The organism is Pseudomonas sp. MF4836, assembly GCF_002018875.1.
In the GTDB taxonomy this organism is placed as follows: domain Bacteria; phylum Pseudomonadota; class Gammaproteobacteria; order Pseudomonadales; family Pseudomonadaceae; genus Aquipseudomonas.
The window spans coordinates 472928-495966 of the sequence record NZ_MVOL01000002.1 but is presented as its reverse complement, the minus strand read 5'-3'; the positions used below and the strand labels follow the sequence as shown (position 1 = coordinate 495966).

At 62.9% G+C, this 23039-nt stretch carries 15 protein-coding genes; 5 read left to right on the top strand and 10 right to left on the bottom strand.

The window, feature by feature from the left end:
- Window positions 1-67: 67 nt before the first annotated feature.
- The 8 genes from MF4836_RS05585 to glnE all read right to left on the bottom strand — a co-directional run bounded on the left by MF4836_RS05585 (window position 68) and on the right by glnE (window position 10128).
- A complete protein-coding gene (locus MF4836_RS05585) occupies window positions 68-1510 on the bottom strand; it encodes a lipopolysaccharide kinase InaA family protein (protein WP_078469515.1) in 1443 nt (480 codons plus the stop codon).
- Window positions 1510-2262 (bottom strand): lipopolysaccharide kinase InaA family protein, encoded by a 753-nt coding sequence (locus tag MF4836_RS05580; protein ID WP_078469514.1) that lies wholly within the window; start codon window positions 2260-2262, stop codon window positions 1510-1512. Before MF4836_RS05580 ends, MF4836_RS05585 begins: the two co-directional genes overlap by 1 nt.
- Entirely contained in the window at window positions 2259-2993 is a 735-nt protein-coding gene (locus MF4836_RS05575; RefSeq protein WP_078469513.1) for a lipopolysaccharide kinase InaA family protein, read from the bottom strand. Before MF4836_RS05575 ends, MF4836_RS05580 begins: the two co-directional genes overlap by 4 nt.
- Entirely contained in the window at window positions 2993-3799 is an 807-nt protein-coding gene (gene rfaP, locus MF4836_RS05570; protein WP_078469512.1) for a lipopolysaccharide core heptose(I) kinase RfaP, read from the bottom strand. Before rfaP ends, MF4836_RS05575 begins: the two co-directional genes overlap by 1 nt.
- Window positions 3799-4920, bottom strand: coding sequence for a glycosyltransferase family 4 protein (locus tag MF4836_RS05565; RefSeq protein ID WP_078469511.1), 1122 nt, complete (start codon window positions 4918-4920; stop codon window positions 3799-3801). The genes rfaP and MF4836_RS05565 overlap by 1 nt, the downstream gene beginning before the upstream one ends.
- Entirely contained in the window at window positions 4920-5981 is a 1062-nt protein-coding gene (gene waaC / locus MF4836_RS05560; RefSeq protein ID WP_078469510.1) for a lipopolysaccharide heptosyltransferase I, read from the bottom strand. The genes MF4836_RS05565 and waaC overlap by 1 nt, the downstream gene beginning before the upstream one ends.
- A 1-nt stretch (window position 5982) precedes the next feature.
- A complete protein-coding gene (gene waaF / locus MF4836_RS05555) occupies window positions 5983-7017 on the bottom strand; it encodes a lipopolysaccharide heptosyltransferase II (RefSeq protein WP_020298936.1) in 1035 nt (344 codons plus the stop codon).
- A 171-nt stretch (window positions 7018-7188) separates the two neighbouring features.
- Entirely contained in the window at window positions 7189-10128 is a 2940-nt protein-coding gene (glnE, locus tag MF4836_RS05550) for a bifunctional [glutamate--ammonia ligase]-adenylyl-L-tyrosine phosphorylase/[glutamate--ammonia-ligase] adenylyltransferase (protein ID WP_078469509.1), read from the bottom strand.
- A gap of 385 nt (window positions 10129-10513) precedes the next feature.
- Between glnE and aceE the strand changes: the two genes are divergently transcribed.
- From aceE to msrA, 4 genes are all read left to right on the top strand, one after another.
- Entirely contained in the window at window positions 10514-13159 is a 2646-nt protein-coding gene (gene aceE / locus MF4836_RS05545; protein WP_078469508.1) for a pyruvate dehydrogenase (acetyl-transferring), homodimeric type, read from the top strand.
- Between the two features lie 11 nt (window positions 13160-13170).
- Window positions 13171-15117, top strand: coding sequence for a dihydrolipoyllysine-residue acetyltransferase (gene aceF / locus MF4836_RS05540; protein WP_078469507.1), 1947 nt, complete (start codon window positions 13171-13173; stop codon window positions 15115-15117).
- Window positions 15118-15425: 308 nt separating this feature from the next.
- Entirely contained in the window at window positions 15426-18119 is a 2694-nt protein-coding gene (locus MF4836_RS05535; RefSeq protein WP_078469506.1) for a sensor domain-containing phosphodiesterase, read from the top strand.
- 75 nt (window positions 18120-18194) lie between these two features.
- A complete protein-coding gene (gene msrA, locus MF4836_RS05530; RefSeq protein ID WP_078469505.1) occupies window positions 18195-18842 on the top strand; it encodes a peptide-methionine (S)-S-oxide reductase MsrA in 648 nt (215 codons plus the stop codon).
- A gap of 67 nt (window positions 18843-18909) precedes the next feature.
- Here the strand turns inward: msrA and MF4836_RS05525 are convergent, their stop codons facing one another.
- Window positions 18910-19746 carry a 23S rRNA (adenine(2030)-N(6))-methyltransferase RlmJ gene (locus MF4836_RS05525; RefSeq protein WP_078469504.1) on the bottom strand — a complete coding sequence of 279 codons (837 nt, stop codon included), beginning with the start codon at window positions 19744-19746 and terminating at the stop codon, window positions 18910-18912.
- Between the two features lie 198 nt (window positions 19747-19944).
- On the opposite strand from MF4836_RS05525, the gene MF4836_RS05520 reads away from it, so the two are divergent.
- On the top strand, window positions 19945-21216 hold the full coding sequence (locus MF4836_RS05520; protein WP_078469503.1) for an O-acetylhomoserine aminocarboxypropyltransferase/cysteine synthase family protein: 1272 nt from the start codon (window positions 19945-19947) through the stop codon (window positions 21214-21216).
- Between the two features lie 72 nt (window positions 21217-21288).
- Here the strand turns inward: MF4836_RS05520 and putP are convergent, their stop codons facing one another.
- Complete coding sequence (putP, locus tag MF4836_RS05515) at window positions 21289-22773, bottom strand: sodium/proline symporter PutP (RefSeq protein WP_078469502.1); 1485 nt, start codon at window positions 22771-22773, stop codon at window positions 21289-21291.
- Between the last annotated feature and the right edge of the window lie 266 nt (window positions 22774-23039).

The following is a 23039-nucleotide window of genomic DNA, read 5'->3' as shown; positions in this document are numbered from 1 at the left end:
GCCGTGATGGGTCAGATACGACGCCGGCGCCCGCGAGGGACAGCGCAGCCTCGTACCTCGGCAGCGGCTACAGGGCGGTTTTGGGTAGGCGTTGATCGATGAGTTGGTACAGGGCGCTGGTTTCCGGCCAGTTGCGCATGAAGCGCGCCCGGTCGCGGGCGTAGGCCGGGGCGAAGCTGCTCAGGCTTGAGTGCTGGCACATGGAATCGAGGTCGATCAGGGCCCAGCGATCCTCCTGCCAGAACAGGTTGTGCCCCTTGAAGTCGCCATGGCTGATGCGCTCCTTGAGCAACTCGGCGAACAACGCCTCCAGCGCCACCAGCTCGGATTCCGGCGCCGCGCCGCTTTCGACGAAAGGCGCAAAACGCTCGATGATGTCCGGCCCCGGCAAATACTCGGTGATCAGGTAGGCGCGGCTGCGCAACCACAGGAAGCGTTTCTCCAACACCGCCAGCGGCTTGGGTGTGGCGATCCCCAGGAACGCCAGGCGATTGCCCTCGCGCCAGGAATGCCAGGCCCGGCTCGGGCGCCAGAAGCGCTTGAACCAGTGGGCCAGCCCTTTGATGTTGTAGCGCTTGACCACCAGGCTGCGACCCGCAACTTCGACCCGACCGACACTGGCGGCGCCTCCGGTCTTGTACAGGTGCCCCTGGTCGAGCAGTTGATCGGCCTGCTCCAGCACCGGCAGCATCGCTGCCTCTTCTTCGCGGCGGATCGCGCGCAAGGCAAAGGGCCCGCGCTGCACGCTGAACAGGCTGCACTCGCGCCCGACCTTGTTCAGGAAGTCCTTCAGGCGCCAGCTGCGCACCTTGCTCACCTGCTTCTGCAACATCTCCAGGGGCAAGGCGTGCTCGGGATTGGCCAGCAGGTAATGCACCAGCAACTCTTCGGTGAAGGGCTCCAGGCTCTTGGGCAACTGGGCGAAGAACACCCCGAGGTTTTCCAGGACCTTTTGCCGAGACAACGGCTGCCCGGCGTGCTCCACGCAGATACCCGCGCCGTCGATCAAATACAGCTTGTCGTCATGGCGCAGCAGGTTGTCCAGGTGCAGGTCTTCCTGCCACAGGCCCCTGGCATGCAGTTCGGCAATCGCAGCCAACGCCTGCCCCAGCACATCCAGCTGCGGATCCGCCAGCACCGGCAACGCCGCGACCTGCTCCCAGGCATCGCCCAGGCTGTGGGCGCCTTCGAGAAACTCGAACAACAACCAGCCGCCCTCGCCCTCTTGCAAGCCATCGGCGAGCAACAGCGGCGTGGTCAGGCCCTGCTCGGCCAGCAGGCGCACCCCTTGCAGCTCGCGCTGAAAGTGCCGGGCCGCCTTATTGCCCACCAGCAGCTTGGCCAGCACCGTGCGCCCACGCCAGACGCCGGCGCCGACATAACGCTGCCCGGGCAGCACCCGCAGCAGGCTGAGCAATTGCAACTGGGCCGGGCCGGCGGCGTCCGCCAGTTCCAGGCTCAGGGGCAAGCGCGGGGTGCGCCCGGCGTTTTTCAATTCAGACAACCGCATCAGCGCGCCCTCTTGTGACTGCTGCGCGCGGTCAGGCGCTGAACCCAGGTGTGCACCAGCGAACTGTCCACCGGCTGGTCCAGGTACGCTGCGAGCAAGCTACGCACCTCATCCACGCTCCAGACAGAAGCCCGGCGCAACAGGGGTTCAAGGTCCTTGACCCGATCGCGCTGCCCGAACAGCAACGGCCGGGTCTTTTCCAGGTCGATCAATTGCGCCTGGTAACCGTCGCCGGTGGCGTGCAGGAAAATATGCTTGGGGTAGAAACAACCATGCACCTGGCGCAGACCGTGCAGTTGCCGCGCCAGCAGGCCGCACGCCCGCAGGATCGCCTGATGCTGCGCGACGCTGAGCCGCTCCCACTGCTGCAACAGCGAGTCCAGGTCATTCCAGCCGTCCAGCGCCCGGGTCAGCAGGATGGCCCGGGTCTCGCCGGCCACCTTGCGCTCACCGAAGAACGTTGCCTGCAGGGCCGGGATACCCAGTTGCCGGTAGCGGCTGATATTGCGGAACTCGCGGGCAAAACTCGGCTCGCCAAAAGGGCGATGCAGGGTCCGGGTCAGGTAATTGCTCTGGCGCTTGAGGTAAAAGCCCCGACCTTCCAGATCCAGCCGATAGACGCTGCTCCAGCCACCTCGATTGGTGTTGGGCTCATCCACCGCCTCCAGCTGCTTGGCCCACAGCGCATCAAAATCGCCCAAGCCGTGGCGCTCCAGCAGGGCACGGTCTTCAGCCGCCAGGAAGTCAGTCATTCGCGTCCCTCGAAGAATCTCACCACGTGGCGAATCCGTTGCTTGTCCGCCTCACTCAGTCGACTGCGTTCGCGGTACTGCAAGTAGAAGCGCAGGCGCTGGGTGGCCGACAGGTGATACTTGGCCACCTTATCCAGACACGCCAGGTCCTTGGTAATTCGATATTTGAGCCAGAAACCGCGCCAGAAGTCGCCGTTCGGGCAGTCGATCAGGTACAGCGTGGCCTGATCATCCACCAGCAGGTTGCGCCACTTCAGGTCGTTATGGGTGAAGCGCTGATCGTGCATGGTCCGGGTGTAGCCCGCCAACTGCCGGCTGATGCCATCGACCCAGGCCCGATCCGCCAGGCGCGGGTCCTTGCGCTCGGCCAGGGCCGACAGGTCTTCGGTCTGCGGCAACTCGCGGGTGATCATCGCCCCGCGGTCGTAGGCCAGGCCACGACGCTCCAGGCCCCAGGCCACGACTTCGGCAGTGGGGATACCCCACTTGGCGAAGCGCTTGAGGTTCTGCCATTCGGACTTGACCCGTGGCTTGCCCAGGTAGCGCCGCAGGTTCTTGCCGGCGCCGCTGTAGCGTTTGACGTAATAGTTGACGCCCTTGAGCTCGACACGGATGACCTCGGACAGCGGGTCCCGGGTCAGGCGCTCGCCCTGCAGGGCGAACACCGCCTCAAGACTGCCAAAACTCTGCGCCAGATCCTCGTAGCCAGGTTCCAGATTCCAACCCGCCATCAGAGCGCATCTCCGTACCGCTGCTTACGTGCGTAGAGCTTGTTGGCCTTGCCTTCGAGCCAGGCCAGCAGCGCCGCTTCTTCGGCCAGGATCTGGCGCAGCGGCTGCTGGAAATAGCCCTTGAGAAAACGCAGCTTGTCGCGCCGGGTCAGGCCGATGTCCAACGCCGAAAAGTACAGCGCGGCCAGGTCCTTGTCGCGCCAGCGCCGGGTAATGGCGTCGCGGGTCTGGGCCCGGTGCAGGTCGATCACCGAGAGTTTGAAGTCATCGGCGGTCACCGGTTTGTCGGTGTGCAGCAGGAAGTGGCAGATGTAGCAGTCGCGGTGGTTGACCCCGGCGCGGTGCATCATCCCGGTCATGCGCGCCACTTCGGCGATCAGCGCGCGCTTGAGCCGGGGTTCGGGCGGCTGCTTGACCCAGTCGAGGCTGAAGTCTTCGAGGCTGACGGTGGGCGCCAGCTCCTCGGTGACGATAAACGAATGCTGATCCGCCGGGTTGCTGCCGCGCTCGCCATAGGCGACGGCGGTCATGGTCGGCACGCCGGCCTGCTGCAGACGCTGGATGGCCTGCCATTCCTGGCCGGCGCCGAGCACCGGCAGCTTGGCGGTGAGCAGGTTCTTGAAGATCTCGCCCCAGCCGATGCCGCGATGGATTTTTACAAAGAAACCGTGACCGGCGACTTCCGTGCGCAAGGTGCGCCGGGCTTCCAGTTCACGATAAACCTGGCCGTCCAGACGCTCGACTTCGGCGAACGCATCGCGCCCGGCCCAAAGGCTCTTGAACGGTTCGGCAAGAATCAACTTCATCAGTGTTGCTCCGCCAGAATCACATCCGCAGCGTGCTGCGGCATGCTATAGAGGTCGGCCGTCTCGGCGAACGCCAGGCCGTTACGGCTCCAGGTCGCGCGTGCAGCGTCGTCGGTCAACATGGTGTTCAGGTATTGATTGAGTTGCGCCTGCTCCAGCGGCTCATCCAGCACCAGGCCGCTGTCGGCCTCGGCGATGTAATGGGCATAACCGCAGACGGCGCTGACCAGCACCGGCAGCCCGGCCACCAGGGCCTCGAGCAATACAGTGCCGGTGTTTTCGTTGTACGCCGGGTGGATCAACAGGTCGGCGCCCAACAGGAAGCGCGGAATATCGCTGCGCCCCTTGAGGAACTGCACATGCTCGCCCAAGCCCAATGCAGCACTCTGCAATTGGAATACCTTGGGGTCGTCCTGGCCAATTACAAACAGCCGGGTGCGTTTCTTCAGGGCCGGGGGCAGCGCGGCCAGGGCCTTGAGGCTGCGGTCGACGCCCTTGGTCTTGAACCCGGAGCCGATCTGTACCAGTAGCAAGTCATCGTCGGCCAGGCCGAACTCGCGGCGGAACTCGGCACGGATTTCAGGCGCATTGGGCGGCGCCCGGCGGTCCTGGGCAATGCCCGGCGGCAGCAGGTGAAAACGCGCCAGCGGGGTGTCGTAATGCTTGATGAACAGCGGCTGCTGGACTTCGGAAATCATTAGGATTTCAGTCTTGGCATCCTTGGCGAAGACCGCGCGCTCGTACTCGGCGAAATGCCGGTAGCGGCCCCAGCGACGATAGAACGAGTTGCGCAGGTTCTGCGCCTTGTCTTCAAAACAGCCATCGGCGGCGTAGTACACGTCCAGCCCCGGCATTTTGTTGAAACCGATCAGGCGGTCCACCGGGCGCTGGGCCAGGTCGGCTTCCATCCAGGCGCTGAGTTTCTCGTTGCGCCGATGGTTGAAGAAGGCCTTGACCGGCGCTACCAGCACTTCGAAACCCGGTGGAATATCACCTTCCCAGATCAGCGTGTAGACGCGGATCTGATGCCCACGGCTCTGGCACTCAAGGGCAATGCGCATGAAGTCGCGTTGCAGGCCGCCAAAGGGGAAGTATTTGTAAAGGACAAAAGCCAGTTGCATCAGCGCAGCTCCTCAGCCAGTAACAACCTGCTCAGCCGGCTGGCGACACGCTCAGGATTCAGGCGAGTGAAGCACAGCGGCCACTCGCGTTTCAGGTCAAACCGGCGCTGGTCTTGGGGCGTCGGCTGGTAGGTGCATTTTTTCTGCAGGCAGGGTGCGCAAGGAAAGTCGCTGCCCATGTGGACCTGCACCTTGCCATAGGCCCCGGTCAGGCCCGGATTGGTCGGGCCGAACAGGGAGATGGTCGGCACATCCAGCGCCGCGGCCAGGTGGCCAAGACCGGTATCCACCGCCACGCAGGCCTGGGCCTGGACCAGCACCTTGGCCACTCCGGCCAGGTTCAGCTTCGGCAACACCGTGACATTTTTCAGGCCGCTGGCAATGCGCTCCGCACGCTCCTTCTCGGCCACATTGCCCCACGGCAGGCGGACCTCGACCCCAAGGTTGCCCATGCGCTCGCACAGCTCGCGCCAGTAGGCTTCGGGCCAGTGCTTGGTGTCCCAGGTGGTGCCGTGCAGAAACAGCACAAACGGATTCTTGCGCGGCAGCTCCACCAGTTTTTCCTGGTTCAGGCCGTAGTCACCCAGGCCCTGGGGCAGGTCGTAGCCCAGGGCCACGGCAAACAGCTGGCGCACCCGCTCCACCGCGTGCTGCCCACGGGCCACCGCCAGGCGCCGCGAATAAAAGCGCGCCGCCAGCGGCTCACGCGCCGACTCTTTATCCAGGCCGGCGACCGGGGCGCGCACGTAACGGGTCAACCAGGCGCTTTTGAGCAGGCCCTGGGCGTCGATCACCAGGTCGTATTTGGTCGAACGCACGCTTTGCTTGAAGCGTTTCCACTCGCCGCTCTTGATGGTCTGCCAGATGTTCTTGCGCCAGCGGCGGATCGCCACCGGAATCACCTTGCCCACCGCCGGGTGCCAGGTGGGAATCTCGGCAAAACCTTCTTCCACCACCCAATCGAACGTAATCCCGGGAATCGCCCGCGCGGCATCGGTCAGCGCCGGCAACGCATGGATCACATCACCCAGGGAGGAAGTCTTGATCAACAGTACCCGCAACTTACTGGACCTCGACCGCAGTGCCCTGCAAGCGCTGCAAGGCTTCGTTCACCGGCTGCGGCAGGAGCTGGCGCAGGCAGTTGTAATGGCCGAAACGGCACGTGCGGTCAAAGCAGGGGCTGCATTCGAGGCCCAGGCGCACGATTTCGACTTTCTCCGCCAGCGGCGGTGTAAAACCCGGCGACGTGGAACCGTACACCGCCACCAGCGGGCGATTCAGGGCGGCGGCCACGTGCATCAGGCCGGAGTCGTTGGACACCACCGAGTCGGCGCAGGACAGCAGATCGATGGCTTCGGCCAGGGAGGTGCCGCCGCTGAGGTTGTATGACTCTTCACGCAGGCCCGGAATCAGTCGGGCGCGAATCTCTTCACCCACACCATGGTCGTTCTTCGAACCGAACAGCCAGACCTGCCAGCCCTCGCGGATCTTGGTTTCGGCCACTTTGGCGTAATGCTCGGACGGCCAGCGTTTGGATTCACCAAACTCGGCACCCGGGCACAAGGCCAATACCGGGCGATCGAGGCTCAGGCCGAACTTGGCCAGGGCGGCATCGCGGCTTTGCGGTTCGATGCGCAGGCTCGGGCGCGGGTAAGGCGTCGGCAACTCGGCGCCAGGCGCGTAGGCCAGGGCCATAAAGCGCTCGATCATCAGCGGGTAGCGTTCTTTATCCAGCTTGCGCACATCGTTGAGCAGGCCATAGCGGAACTCGCCACGCCAACCGGTGCGCTGGGGGATGCCGGCGAAAAACGGCACCAGGGCCGATTTCAGGGAATTGGGCAGCAGGATCGCCTGGTCGTACTGGCCGGCCAGGGATTTGCCGATGCGCCGACGGGTGGCCAATTCCAGCGCGCCGTGGCCGAGCGGGAAGCTCAAGGCCTGGCGCACTTCGGGCATGCGCTCCAGGATCGGGCGGCTCCACTCGGGGGCCAGCACGTCGATCTCGCATTGCGGATGGCGCTGCTTCAGGCACTGAAACAGCGTCTGTGCCATCACCATGTCACCGACCCAACTGGGCCCAACGATCAGAATATTCATGTGGTTTCCAAAAACGAACCGGGGAGGCTTCCGCCTCCCCGCCTCGAGAATCCAGCACCCGCGGCCTTCACCGCCAGTTGATTTACGACCAGCCGCGAACGGCTCGCCGGGTACGTTTGTAGCAACCTCACGTTGCTGGCCAACCCTGGCTGCGCGGGTATGGGCAAAAACCTAGCTTAGCCCCAGCTCGCGCCAAATCCGTAAAACCTCGCGCCGTTCGCTGGCGAACTGATCACCGGCAATCACCCCGGCCTCGTTCTGCAAGGCCTGGCGGTGGGCGGCGGAACGGTAGGCCTTATACACCTCGCGCAGCAGGCTGGCATCGGCTGCGGGAAGTAGCCCGACCTCCTCCAACCCTTCCAGAATGCGGATATTGTCGGTGTAGCGCAGCAATGACGGGTGCTCTTGCGACCACGCCAGGGCCGCGTATTGCACCATAAATTCAATATCGACGATACCACCGGCGTCCTGCTTGAGATCGAACGGCGCCGTGGCCTCGAAGGCGTTTGCCGCGGTTCCGGCGGCGGTCAGCTTGCTGCCCAGGTTGTCGCGCATCTTGGCCCGCATCTCGCTGACCTCCTGGCGCAGCTTGGGCAGGTCGCGGGCCTTGCCCAGCACCGCGGCGCGGACTTTCTCAAAGGCCCGGCCCACATCCTGGCTGCCGACCAGCACCCGCGCCCGCACCAGGGCCTGATGCTCCCAGGTCCAGGCTTCGTTTTCCTGATAACGCGCAAAGGCCCCCAGGGAGCTGACCAAGAGCCCCGAAGCGCCGGACGGACGCAGGCGCATATCGACCTCATAGAGCTGCCCGGAGTTGGTCTGGGTGGTCAGCAAATGAATGATCCGCTGGCCCAGCCGGGTGAAGAATTGCGCACCGTCGATCGGCTTGGCGCCATCGGTTTCGGCCTGGGGATCGCCGTCATGGATAAACACCAGGTCCAGGTCGGAGCCGTGCCCCAGCTCGATACCACCGACCTTGCCGTAGCCGACAATGATAAAGCCCGGGTCGCATAGGGTGCCGTCGCTGCGCTGGGGCGAGCCATATTTGGCCACCGTCTGGCGCCAGGCCAGGGCCAGAACCTGTTCGAGAATGGCCTCGGCCAGCCAGGTCAGGTAATCGCTGACCTTCATCAAGGGCAGGCTGCCGGCGATTTCCGAGGCGGCGACCCGCAGCCGGTGGGCCAGCTTGAAGTGGCGCAAGGCTTCCATCTGCTGCTCAAGGTCGTCCTCGGGGATGCGGGTCAGGCGCTCCCGCAGCTCGGCGGCCAGCTCCGGGGCCAGGGGCGGCTTGAACAGCCGGCCCTCGTTGAGCAATTCATCGAGCAACAGCGGGAATCGGGTGATCTGCTCGGCAATCCACGGGCTGGCGGCGCACAGGGTCAGCAAACGGCGCAGGGCCCCGGGGTTCTCGGTGAGCAGTACCAGGTAGGCCGAACGCCGCGCCACCGCCTCCACCAGCGGCAACACCCGCTCCAGCACCAGATCAGGGTTGGCATGTTCCACCGCCTGCGCGAGCAAGCGCGGGATAAAGGCGTCGAGCCGCTCCCGCCCCAGGCGTTGCATGGCCCGCAGTTGCGGGCTGCTGCGCAGGCTGGCGAGGGTTTTCAGGGCTTTGGGCGCATCGTTGAAGCCGCCTTCCTGCAACTGCCGGCAGGCGGCTTCTTCGTCCTGGGCCTCCTCCCACAGCGGCAGCCATTCGCCGCCGACCACCACTTCGCTCTCGGTACCGTCTTCCTCGTCCGGATCGGCAATCACCTGGCGGAAGTGCCACTCCACCCGGCCGCGCCAGTACATCAACTGCTCGTGGAACGCCGCCCAATCGGCAAAGCCCAGCATAAAGGCGATACGCGCCTGGTCCTGCGGGCTGTCAGGCAGCATTTGGGTCTGGCGGTCGGCAATCGCCTGGATTGCATGCTCGGTGTAACGCAGGAACTCATAACCTTCGCGCAACTCACCAATCACTGCCGGCGGCAGGTAACCCTGACCTTCCAGGGTGCTCAGCACCTTTAATAAAGGCCGCTGCTGCAAGCTGAGGTCGCGCCCGCCATGGATCAGTTGAAACGCCTGGGCAATGAACTCGACCTCGCGAATGCCACCAGAACCCAGCTTTATGTTCTCGGCCATGCCCTTGCGCCGCACTTCCTGCTGGATCAACTGCTTCATGGTGCGCAGCGCTTCGATCGCCGAAAAATCCAGGTAGCGCCGGTAGACAAAGGGCCGCAGCAGGTCCAGCAACTGGGCCCCGGCCACTTGATCACCAGCCACCACCCGCGCCTTGATCATGGCGTAGCGCTCCCAGTCCCGGCCTTGGTCCTGGTAGTACTGCTCAAGGGCATTGAAACTCAGGACCAGGGCGCCGGCCGACCCATAAGGGCGCAGGCGCATGTCGACACGGAACACAAAACCGTCGACGGTCATCGGGTCCAGGGCCTTGATCAGGCGCTGACCGAGGCGAATGAAGAATTCCTGGTTATCCAGCGAACGCTTGACCCCCACCGTCTCGCCGCCCTCGGGGTAGGCAAAGATCAGGTCGATGTCCGAAGACAGGTTCAGCTCCACCGCCCCCAGCTTGCCCATGCCGAGGATCACCATCTGTTGCGGCTCGCCGCTGCGGCGACCGGTGGGGGTGCCGAACTGCTGGCAATGGCGCAGGTACAGCCATTGATAGGCCTGGTCGATGCTGGCGTCGGCCATGTCGGACAGGTCGCGACAGGTTTGCACCAGGTCCGCCTGGCGCGTCAGGTCGCGCCAGATGATCCGGACCTGGTGCCGGGTCCGCTGGCGGCGCAGCACCCGACCCAACTCGTCTTCGGTTTCGGCCTGCTGCACCGCGGCTGCAATCTGGGCGCACAGCTCTCCCGGCGCAAAACCGCGATCCAGCTCGCCGGACTGCACCAGTTGCAGCAACATCAAAGGGTCACGCAGACTCTGCTCAATGACAAAATCGCTGGCCGCGCCGACCCGGGCAAAGTCGTCCCAGCGTTGCTCGGTCCAGGCTCCAAGCCCGTGTTCGTCATCCAGGGCTGCCACCGCGTCACGAAACGACTGCTGCGCACGAGTGACTAATGGCAGGAGAATCGCGGGGACTTGGGCAAGCACGGGCAGGCTCATGGGCTATCCTTGATCGGCGTGGAAAGTGAGGGGCTGTGGCAAATACCGCAAACACGCGTCGTGATGGACTGTCGAACAAAGGTTAGAAATAGCTGAAAATTCTGTTTTATTGGCAGCCAGCATCAAATTCCTACCCAAGGATGTTGGCCGTTGACCAACAGTAACGATTTTTCTCACAACGAAGCAGGAGGCCACAAGCCAATCTTCTGTAGTTTTACTACTCGTATATACATTCGAAAGGCTGAAATGGCCGACGATTTGTAGTAAAACTACACGCCGCCGGATCAACCCTCCGGCAATCCAAGAATTTATAATCGTCTGCCCACAAGGCCAGTCGCAAACTCAGGCAACCGATTCTGGAAGCCTTTCCGCCCTGGAGCAAGCCATGCAAGACCTCGATCCCGTCGAAACCCAGGAATGGCTGGACGCCCTGGAATCGGTTCTCGACAAAGAAGGCGAAGACCGTGCTCACTATCTGATGACCCGTATGGGCGAACTCGCGACCCGCAGCGGCTCGCAATTGCCCTACGCCATCACCACGCCCTATCGCAACACGATTCCCGTCACCCACGAAGCACGCATGCCTGGCGACCTGTTCATGGAACGCCGCATTCGCTCGTTGGTACGTTGGAACGCGATGGCGATGGTCATGCGCACCAACCTGAAGGATTCAGACCTGGGCGGTCACATCTCCAGCTTCGCCTCCAGCGCGACGCTGTATGACATTGGTTTCAACTACTTCTTCCAGGCCCCGACCGACGAACACGGCGGCGACCTGATCTACTTCCAGGGCCACACCTCCCCAGGCGTTTACGCCCGTGCGTTCATGGAAGGCCGCATCTCTGAAGAACAAATGAACAACTTCCGCCAGGAAGTCGACGGTCAGGGCCTGTCGTCCTACCCGCACCCTTGGCTGATGCCTGACTTCTGGCAGTTCCCGACCGTATCCATGGGTCTGGGTCCAATCCAGGCGATCTACCAGGCGCGCTTCATGAAGTACCTGGAAGCCCGCGGTTTCATCCCTGAAGGCAAGCAGAAAGTCTGGTGCTTCCTGGGCGACGGCGAGTGCGACGAACCGGAATCCCTGGGCGCCATCTCCCTGGCCGGCCGCGAGAAGCTGGACAACCTGATCTTCGTCATCAACTGCAACCTGCAGCGCCTCGACGGCCCGGTTCGCGGCAACGGCAAGATCATCCAGGAACTCGAAGGCGTATTCCGTGGCGCCCAGTGGAACGTGACCAAAGTCATCTGGGGCCGTTTCTGGGACCCACTGCTGGCCAAGGACGTCGACGGCATCCTGCAACGTCGCATGGACGAAGTCATCGACGGCGAGTACCAGAACTACAAGGCCAAAGACGGCGCCTTCGTTCGCGAGCACTTCTTCAACACGCCTGAACTCAAGGCCATGGTTGCCGACTTGTCCGACGACGAGATCTGGAAACTCAACCGTGGCGGCCACGACCCGTACAAGGTCTATGCGGCCTACCACGAAGCGGTCAACCACAAAGAACAACCTACCGTCATCCTGGCCAAGACCATCAAGGGTTATGGCACCGGTGCCGGCGAAGCGAAAAACACCGCGCACAACACCAAGAAAGTCGATGTCGACAGCCTGAAGTTGTTCCGCGACCGCTTCGACATCCCGGTCAAGGACGAAGAGCTGGAGAACCTGCCGTTCTTCAAGCCAGAGCCAAACAGCGCCGAAGCCCGCTACCTCAGCGAGCGCCGCACTGCCCTGGGTGGTTTCGTGCCACAGCGCCGCGCCGAGAGCTTCGCCGTCCCGACGCCAGACCTCAGCACCCTCAAGGCCATCCTCGACGGCTCGGGCGACCGTGAAATCTCCACCACCATGGCCTTCGTGCGGATCCTCGCGCAGCTGGTCAAGGACAAGGAAATCGGCCCACGCATCGTTCCGATCATCCCTGACGAAGCCCGTACCTTTGGTATGGAAGGCATGTTCCGCCAGTTGGGCATCTACTCGTCCGTCGGCCAGCTCTACGAGCCAGTCGATAAAGACCAGGTGATGTTCTACCGCGAAGACAAGAAGGGCCAGATTCTCGAAGAAGGCATCAACGAAGCGGGCGCCATGAGCTCCTTCATCGCTGCCGGCACTTCGTACTCCAGCCACAACCAGCCGATGCTGCCGTTCTACATCTTCTACTCGATGTTCGGCTTCCAGCGTATCGGCGACCTGGCCTGGGCCGCTGGCGACAGCCGCACCCGTGGCTTCCTGATCGGCGGCACCGCCGGCCGCACCACGCTGAACGGCGAAGGCCTGCAACACGAAGACGGCCACAGCCACATCCTGGCCGGCACCATCCCGAACTGCCGCACCTTTGATCCAACCTACGGCTATGAGCTGGCGGTGATCATCCAGGACGGCATGAAGAAAATGACCGAAGAGCAGCAGGACGTTTTCTACTACATCACCGTGATGAACGAGTCGTACCAGCAGCCAGCCATGCCGGCCGGTGTCGAGGACGGCATCATCAAGGGCATGTACCTGCTCGAAGAAGACACCAAGGAAGCGGCACACCACGTCCAGCTGATGGGCTCCGGCACCATCCTGCGCGAAGTGCGTGAAGCGGCGAAGATCCTGCGTGAAGAGTTCAACATCGGCGCTGACGTCTGGAGCGTTACCAGCTTCAACGAACTGCGTCGCGATGGCCTGGCCGTCGAGCGCAGCAACCGCCTGCACCCGGGCCAGAAGCCGCAACTGAGCTACGTCGAAGAGTGCCTGAGCGGCCGTAAAGGTCCGGTCATTGCCTCTACCGACTACATGAAACTGTTCGCTGAACAAATTCGTCAGTGGGTCCCGTCCAAGGAATTCAAAGTCCTGGGCACCGACGGTTTCGGCCGCAGCGACAGCCGCAAGAAACTGCGTCACTTCTTCGAAGTAGACCGTCATTTCGTGGTGTTGGCAGCCCTGGAAGCCTTGGCTGACCGCGGTGATATCGAACCCAAGGTGGTGGCCGAGGCTATCGTCAAGTTCGGGATCAACCCGGAAAAACGCAACCCACTGGACTGCTGAGGAGACACTCTGTGAGCGAACTCATTCGCGTACCTGACATCGGCAGCGGTGAAGGTGAAGTAATCGAACTATTTGTGAAGGTCGGCGACCGTGTCGAAGCCGACCAGAGCATCCTGACGCTTGAGTCGGACAAGGCCAGCATGGAAATTCCTGCGCCCAAGGCCGGCATCGTCAAAGCCCTGAAAGTGAAGCTGGGCGATCGCCTGAAAGAAGGCGACGAACTGCTGGAGCTGGAAGTCGAAGGTGCCGCTGCTGCGGCCCCTGCGGCTGCCCCTGCGCCGGCGGCCAAAGCTGAAGCAGCACCGGCGGCCGCACCTGCCGCCGCCGCTCCAGCCGCCGCGCCGGCTGCTGCCACCACGCAGCAAGTCCACGTGCCGGACATCGGCTCGTCGGGCAAGGCCCAGATCATCGAGATCCAGGTCAAGGTCGGCGACACCGTTGAGGCCGATCAATCCTTGATCACCCTCGAATCCGACAAGGCGAGCATGGAAATTCCATCGCCTGCCGCTGGCGTGGTCGAGAGCATCAGCGTCAAGCTCAACGACGAAGTCGGCACTGGCGACCTGATCCTGGCGTTGAAAGTGGCGGGTGCTGCGGCCCCTGCCGCCGCCGCGCCAGCCCAGGCTGCAGCGCCTGCTCCGGCAGCCGCTGCCGCTCCTGCGGCCGCGCCTGCAGCACCGGTAGCCGACACCGTCCAGGACATCCACGTCCCGGATATCGGTTCGTCGGGCAAGGCCAAGATCATCGAAGTCCTGGTCAAGGCTGGCGACACCGTCACCGCCGACCAGTCGCTGATCACCCTCGAATCCGACAAGGCGAGCATGGAAATTCCATCGCCTGCCGCCGGCGTCGTGGAAAGCGTTTCGATCAAGCTGGACGACGAAGTCGGCACCGGCGACCTGATCCTCAAGCTCAAGGTCAAGGGCGCAGCTCCCGCAGCCGCTCCTGCTCCAGCCCCTGCTGCGGCTCCCGCGGCCAAGGCTGAAAGCGCACCTGCCGCTGCGGCTCCGGCACCTGCGGCAGCCCCGGCCAAGCCGGGCGCCAAGGTTCACGCAGGTCCGGCGGTTCGCCAACTGGCTCGCGAGTTCGGCGTCGACCTGAGCGGCGTCAGCGCCAGCGGCCCACACGGCCGTGTGCTGAAAGAAGACGTGCAGGTCTACGTCAAGGCCATGCTGCAGAAAGCCAAGGAAGCACCGGCAGCTGCCGGCGCAACCGGTGGCGCTGGCATCCCGCCGATCCCGGTCGTGGACTTCAGCCGCTTCGGCGAGATCGAAGAAGTACCGATGACCCGCCTGATGCAGGCTGGCGCCGCCAACCTGCACCGCAGTTGGCTGAACGTGCCGCACGTGACCCAATTCGACTCGGCTGATATCACCGAGCTGGAAGCGTTCCGCGTGGCCCAGAAAGCCGTCGCCGAGAAGGCTGGCGTCAAGCTGACCGTGCTGCCATTGCTGCTCAAGTCCTGCGCACACCTGCTCAAGGAACTGCCGGACTTCAACAGCTCGCTGGCCCCTAGCGGCAAGGCGATCATCCGCAAGAAGTACGTCAACATCGGCTTCGCGGTCGACACCCCTGATGGCCTGCTGGTACCGGTGATCAAGAACGTCGATCAGAAGAGCCTGTTGCAACTGGCTGCCGAAGCCGCGGCCCTGGCTGAAAAAGCCCGGACCAAGAAACTTTCGGCCGACGACATGCAGGGCGCCTGCTTCACCATCTCCAGCCTCGGGCACATTGGCGGCACCGGCTTCACGCCGATCGTCAACGCGCCGGAAGTGGCGATCCTCGGTGTTTCCAAGGCCACCATCCAGCCTGTCTGGGACGGTAAAGCCTTCCAGCCGAAGCTGATGCTGCCCCTGTCGCTCTCCTACGATCACCGTGTGATCAACGGCGCCGCTGCGGCACGCTTCACCAAGCGCCTGAGCGACCTGCTGGCCGACATCCGCACCATCCTGCTGTAAGCCAATCGGCTCTCCTGTCATGGGAGAGCCGATACGCACTGTTTTCCGAGCGCCACGCTCGTACCTCAACCCCGCCAATTTGGCGGGGCTTTTTTTTGCCTGCACATCGGCGCAGCAGCCAGGCCAGAGCCCGGCGCCAAACGGCACGCGATAAGTGTGCAGAAATCCTGAGCGCTGCCGATAGATTCTTATAGCACTTAGCCTTCATCTCTCTTGTCAGTAAGTGCCGCATGATGCAACCTTGCCGCAGACAACAGTGAAGAGGGCGCGAGCCCAGCGCGATCAGCATTTTCGAAGCGAGTTCCTCAATGAAAAGCCAACCCGATGCCGCCAGCCGTATGGTGGCCGAGGTAGTGACGCAGTTGCCCGTGCCTTCCAGGCTCGGCATGCTGCGTTTCGAACGGCTGAACGAAGCTAGCTGGGCGCTGCTGTTTCTCGACCCCAATTGCGAACGCCAATTCGGCCTGCCGGCGGTCGAACTCTGTGCCCTGGTCGGCGCCCCTTACGCCAGCCTGATGGAGCCTGAAGCGCGCTATCAGTTGCATGACGCCATCCAGCAGCAACTGACCCACAGCCCGCACTATCTGGTGCGCTACACCCTGCATACAGCCGAAGGCCCGTTGAGCCTGCTGGAGCTGGGCGAAGCCTACAAACAGCACAATCGCCACCTGTTGCGCGGCTACCTGCTGGTGGTCGACGGCCTGTTCAGCGACGCCCCCACACTGCCCACCCAGGACCTGGAAACCCAGAACAGCCGTCTGCAGATCGCCCTGGAACTCAACCAGCGCGCCCAGCAGGAACAGCTGCAGCACCTGGACCGGGTACGCGCCCAGCAGGACCTGATCCTGCTCCTGACGCGCCAGCGCTACAGCTCCGGCAACTCGTTGAAGGAAGCCGCCGAGCTGATCACACGCTGCGCCTGCGACATCTACGAGATCGACTGCGCGAGCATCTGGAACCTCGAAGACCAGCTGCTGAAGCCGATCGCCGCGTACACCCGCGCGACTCAGGAATACCGGATCCCCGAGGTTATCGACGCCAGTGGTTTTCCGGATTACCTGGAGGCCCTGCACAGCTGCCGCGCCATCGATGCGCACAACGCCATGCGCGATCCGCGCACCCGAGAGATGGCAGAAAGCCTTAGGCCCCGCGACGTGAATGCGATGCTCGACGCGAGCATCCGCATCGACGGCCAGGTGGTCGGCGTGCTGTGCCTGGAACAGACCGGCGTGACCCGGGCCTGGCAGTCCGACGAGATCGCCTTTGCCGGCGAGCTGGCCGATCAGTTCGCCCAAGTCATCAACAATCACAACCGCCGCACCGCCACCAGCGCCCTGCACCTGTTCCAGCGTGCCGTGGAGCAAAGCGCCAACGCGTTTTTGCTGGTCAATTGCGATGGCGTGGTGGAGTACGTCAACCCCAGTTTCACGGCGATCACCCAGTACAGCACCGAGGAAGTCCACGGTCATCGGCTGTCGGAACTGCCGGCCCTGGAAAACCTCAGCGAGCTGCTGTTCGACGCGCCATCAAGCCTGGCCCAGAGCAACAGCTGGCAAGGCGAGTTCAAGAGCCGCCGCAAAAACCTGGAGCCCTACTGGGGCCAGTTGTCGATCTCCAAGGTCTATGGCGACAACCGCGAGCTGACGCACTACATCGGCATCTACGAAGACATCACCCAGGCCAAGCTGGCCCAGCAGCGCATCGAGCGCCTGGCCTACACCGACAACCTGACCAACCTGGGCAACCGTCCGGCCTTTATCCGCAACCTTGACGAACGTTTCGCCCGCGACAGCAACACCCCCATCAGCCTGCTGCTGGTGGACATCGACAACTTCAAGCGGATCAACGACAGCCTCGGCCACCAGACCGGCGACAAATTGCTAATCAGCCTGGCCCGCCGCCTGCGCAACAGCCTGAGCCCGAGCGGCAGCCTGGCGCGCTTCGCCAGCAACGAGTTCGCGGTGCTGCTGGATGACACCAGCCTGGAGGCCGGCCAGCTGATTGCCAGCCAGTTGCTGACGACCCTGGACAAGCCGATGTTCGTCGACAACCAGCTGATCAGCGTCACCGGCTCCGTGGGCCTGGCCTGCGCGCCGCTGCACGGGCGCGACCCGCAAACCCTGATGCGCAACGCCGGCCTGGCCCTGCACAAGGCCAAGGCCAACGGCAAGCACCAGGTGCAGGTGTTCACCGAAGCACTGAACGCCGAGGCCAGCTACAAGCTGTTCGTGGAAAACAATCTGCGCCGCGCCCTGACCCAGAACGAACTCGACGTGTTCTACCAACCCAAGCTCTGCCTGCGCAGCGGCCGGTTGCTGGGGATGGAAGCCCTGCTGCGCTGGAACCACCCGGAAAAGGGCATGATCCGCCCGGACCAGTTCATCAGCGTGGCTGAAGAGACCGGCCTGATCATCCCCATCGGCAAGTGGATCGCGCGCCAGGCCTGCCGCATGAGCAAGCAACTGACCGCAGCGGGCCTGGGCAACCTGCAGGTGGCGATCAACCTGTCACCCAAGCAGTTTTCCGACCCGGACCTGGTGGCCTCGATCGCCAGCATCCTCAAGGAGGAGCAACTGCCCTCCTCGCTGCTGGAGCTGGAACTGACGGAAGGTTTGCTGCTGGAAGCCACGGAAGACACCCACCAGCAACTGGATCAGTTGAAAAAGCTCGGCCTGACCCTGGCCATGGACGACTTCGGCACCGGCTATTCGTCCCTGAGCTACCTGAAGAAATTCCCGATCGACATCATCAAGATCGATCGCAGCTTTATCCACGAAATTCCCGACAATCAGGACGATATGGAGATCACTTCAGCGGTGATCGCCATGGCTCACAACCTGAAACTCAAGGTGGTGGCCGAAGGCATCGAGACTGCCGAGCAACTGGCCTTCCTGCGCCGCCACCGTTGCGACGTCGGCCAGGGCTACCTGTTCGACCGCCCGATCCCCGGCTCCGAGCTGATCGACAAGCTCAAACGCTACCCGCGCGGCCCAATCGCCTGACAGCGCTGTAACACTCGGGCAAACTGCGTGTCTATTCTGTAACTGACTCCCCAACCTGACTGAGAGGACTGAATCATGGTTCTGCGCTCGGAAATCCTGGTGAACAAAAACGTGCTACCGACTAAAGAACAAGCTCTACCTGGCCGCGAAACCCCGATGAACCTGCCCGAAACCCATTTCGTCAATGGCAACCCGCTGCTGGGCCCATTCCTCGACGATGTGGGCTTCGCGATCTTTGGCCTGGGTTGTTTCTGGGGCGCGGAACGCCGCTTCTGGCAGCACGACGGCGTGGTCAGCACGGTGGTCGGCTATGCCGGCGGCGTGACGCCCAATCCGACCTATGAAGAAGTCTGCTCGGGCCTGACCGGCCACAGCGAAGTGGTGCTGGTGGTCTACGACCAGGCCAAGACCCGCTACGAAGACCTGCTGAAAATGTTCTGGGAACTGCACAACCCGACCCAGGGCATGCGCCAGGGCAATGACATCGGCAGCCAGTATCGCTCGGTGATCTATGCCACCACGCCAGAGCAGTTGGCGGCGGCAAAAGCCAGTGCACAGGCCTATCAGGAAGAACTGACCAAGGCCGGCCTGGGCACCATCACCACTGAAATCGAAGAAGCCCCGACCGTCTACTTTGCCGAGGCCTACCACCAGCAATACCTGGCGAAAAATCCCGCCGGCTACTGCGGCATCGGTGGCACCGGGGTCACTTGCCCCATTTAGAGCAGCCACAAGCGGCAAGTTAAGAGCAGCGACAAGCGGTTCAGTCCTGGCTTGCCGCTTGCCGCTGTTACTCCTCTATCAGCCAGTCCATCTGCCAGCCGCCCTGGGTCTGGCCGAGCTTTTTCGACAGCCACGGCAGCAGTTCCCGCAGCTCTTCCTCCAGGCCCCACGGCGGGTTGGCGATGGCCAGGCCGGAACCGTTGAGGCTGTTGGGGGTGTCCAGCGGGTGCACCAGCAACTCCACGCGCAACAGTTTGGGGGCTCCGGTGCCGGCCAGGTCCTGGTAGAAGCGGCGCAACATGCGCTGATCCTTGACCGGGTACCAGATGGCCGCCACGGTCTGGCGCATGCGGCCGATGGCTTCCTTGAGCGACGCCGCGCACCGCTGCATTTCGTCCAATTGCTCGAAGGGCGGATCGATCAGCATCAACGCGCGCTTCTCGGCCACCGGCAGCAGCGCCCGCGCCACGTGCCAGCCTTCGCCCAGGTGCACCGCCACCCGGCGATCACCTTTCATGTTGTCCTTGAGCAACTGCCCGTCTTCAGGGTGTTTCTCGTTGAGCAGCACCCGGTCCTGCGGGCGGGTCAGGCGCCGCGCCAGCTCCGGCGAGCCCGGGTAATAGCGCAATTGGCCATCCGGGTTCATCTTGCGCAGCAGGTCCATGTAATCGGCGGTCAGCGGCGGCAGATCCTGCTCGCCCCACAACCGGGCAATGCCCTCCAGGTACTCGCCGGTGCGCGACGCCTGGTCGCCCTGAAGGTCGTACAGACCAATGCCGGCGTGGCTGTCGAGGTAAGCAAATGGCTGCTCCTTGCGCGACATCAGGGCGATGAGGCGGGTCAGGGTCAGGTGTTTGAAGACGTCGGCGTGGTTGCCGGCGTGGAAGGCGTGACGATAGTTCATGGTTGCTCCTGCGCAGGGGGCGAAGTTTACCTTGTACACGCGCCGTCGTCAGGTCACGCCGCGCAGCCCCTGGCTTATGCCGCAAACCGGGGCCGGGGTGAGAAAAAATTCTAATGCCAGTTCGACCTGTGCGCTGCGAAGGCATTACATTCAGGCCCTACAAAAAAACCAATGCAAGCCAAGGAGGTCGAGCCACTTATGAAAGACGCAACGATTGCGCTGCACCATGGATTCAAATCAGACCCGACGACCAAGGCCGTGGCCGTGCCGATCTACCAGAACGTCGCGTTCGAGTTCGATAACGCGCAGCATGGCGCGGACCTGTTCAACCTCGATGTGCCGGGCAATATCTACACCCGCATCATGAACCCCACCAACGATGTGCTGGAGCAGCGCATGGCAGCCCTGGAAGGCGGGATTGCCGGGTTGGCAGTGGCCGCGGGCAGTGCGGCGATCCACTACGCGATCCAGACCCTGACCCAGGCCGGTGACAATATTGTCTCCACCCCGCAGCTGTACGGCGGCACCTACACCCTGTTCGCCCACCTGCTGCCCAGCTTCGGCGTCGAGGTGCGGTTTGCCCGGGATGATTCGGCCGAGGCGATTGCCGAGCTGATCGACGACAAGACCAAGCTGGTGTACTGCGAAAGCATCGGCAACCCGGCCGGCAACATCGTCGACCTCGAAGGCCTGGCCCAGGCCGCTCACGCCCGTGGCGTGCCGCTGATGGTGGACAACACCGTGGCCACGCCGATCCTGTGCAAGCCGATCCAGTTCGGCGCCGATATCGTGGTGCACTCGGTGACCAAATACGTTGGCGGCCACGGCAACTCCCTGGGCGGGGTGATTGTCGACAGCGGCACCTTCCCGTGGGCCGACCACCCGCAAAAATTCGCCAGCCTCAACACCCCGGAGCCGGCCTACCACGGTGTGGTCTACACCGAGAAGTTCGGCCCGGCGGCCTTTATCGCCCGCGCCCGTACCGTGCCACTGCGCAACACCGGCGCAGCCCTGGCGCCGATGAACGCGTTCCTGCTGCTGCAAGGCCTGGAGACCCTGGCCCTGCGCATGGAACGCCACACCGAGAACGCGCTCAAGGTCGCGCAGTTCCTGCAGCAGCATGCCCAGGTGGCCTGGGTCAGCTACGCCGGGCTGCCTGACCACCCGCACCACGAGTTGGCGCAGAAATACATGAAGGGCAAACCGTCGGCGATTCTCTCGTTCGGCCTCAAGGGCGGCTATGAAGCCGGCGTGCGTTTCTACGACGCGCTGCAGATCTTCAAGCGCCTGGTGAACATCGGCGACGCCAAGTCCCTGGCCTGTCACCCGGCCTCCACCACCCATCGCCAGATGAATGAGCAGGAGCAGGCCAAAGCCGGGGTCAAACCGGAAATGATCCGCCTCTCGGTGGGCATCGAAGCCATCGAAGACATCCTTGCCGACCTCGACCAGGCCCTGAGCCTGGCCTAAAAAAAACGGCCCGCAACCAGAAGGTGGCGGGCCGTTTCTTATCCGAGGGCAACGAGCCTTGGCTCGTGGCCGTCAGCGATTGAGCTTGAAGTCTTTTTCCGCAGCGTCAAAGCGTTGCAGCATGCCCGCCGTAGGGCGGCCTTTGCTGCTGACCAGGAGGATCGCCAGGCTGGCGAAGATAAAGCCCGGGATGATTTCGTACAGGCCCATGGTGTCGAAGTGTTTCCACAGAATCACAGTGGCCGCACCGACAATGATCCCCGCCAACGCGCCGTCACGGGTCATGCCTTTCCACAGCACCGAGATCAGCACCACAGGACCGAAGGCAGCGCCGAAGCCGGCCCAGGCGTAGCTGACCAGCCCCAGTACGCGGTTTTCCGGGTTGGCGGCCATGAGGATGGCAACCAGGGCCACCAGCAGCACCATGGCCCGACCGACCCACACCAGCTCGACCTGGGAAGCGTTTTTACGCAGGAAAGCCTTGTAGAAGTCTTCGGTCAGGGCACTGGAGCACACCAGCAACTGGCAACTCAGGGTGCTCATGACCGCCGCCAGGATGGCCGACAGCAGGACGCCGGCAATCCACGGGTTGAACAGTAGCTTGGCCAGTTCGATGAACACACGCTCGTGGTTCTCGGTCACAGGGCCGGCCACTTCCGGGTGCGCCGAGAAGTAGGCGATGCCGAAGAAGCCCACCGCCACGGTGCCGCCCAGGCACAGGATCATCCAGGTCATGGAGATGCGACGGGCCTTGGCGATCGATTTCACCGAATCCGCGGCCATGAAGCGCGCCAGGATGTGCGGCTGGCCGAAGTAACCCAGGCCCCAGCCCAGCAGCGAGATCACGCCGACGAAGGTGGTGTTTTTCAGCATGTCGAAGTTGCTTGGGTCCTGGGCCTCGATGGCCAGGAAGGTGGTGTCGACGCCACCGGTGGCCAGCAGCACGATGATCGGCGTCAGCAGCAGGGCGAAGATCATCAGCGTGGCTTGTACGGTGTCGGTCCAGCTCACCGCCAGGAAACCGCCGACGAAGGTGTAGGCGATGGTCGCGGCAGCACCGGCCCACAGCGCGGTCTCGTAGGACATGCCGAAGGTGCTTTCGAACAGACGGGCGCCGGCCACGATGCCCGAAGCGCAGTAGATGGTGAAGAACACCAGGATCACGACCGCGGAAATGATCCGCAGCAGACCGCTTTTATCCTCGAAACGGCTGGAGAAATAATCCGGCAGGGTCAAGGCATCGCCGTTGTGCTCGGTCTGCACCCGCAGGCGACCGGCCACGAACAGCCAGTTCAGGTAGGCGCCGATGATCAGGCCGATGGCGATCCAGCTTTCCGACAGGCCCGACATATAGATGGCACCTGGCAGGCCCATCAACAACCAGCCGCTCATGTCCGAGGCACCGGCGGAAAGCGCAGTTACCACGCTGCCCAGGCTGCGGCCGCCCAGAATGTAGTCGGAAAGGTTATTGGTAGAGCGATAGGCCATGAAGCCGATCAGCACCATTGCTGCGATGTAGATCACGAAGGTGATCAAGGTTGGATTGCTTGCACTCATTGAGTTACGCCCTGGCTTTGTTTTTATGGTGCTGCGGTCATTCTTCACCGCCAAACGTGTACGTCTGACAGACGATGGGGTGTTCCGCGCATTTATGACCGATGTTTCCCCAGGAAAGCCATCAGCCGGTGAACCGCCCTCGTGAGACGGTTGCACCTTGGGCGCGAATCCTATTCAACAACTCAAATAGGGTGCAACCAGTTTCTTGAGAATTAGTTGCACCTAGTCGTTTTAATCCGTAATAACCCATTTCTTGCTCCCTTTTG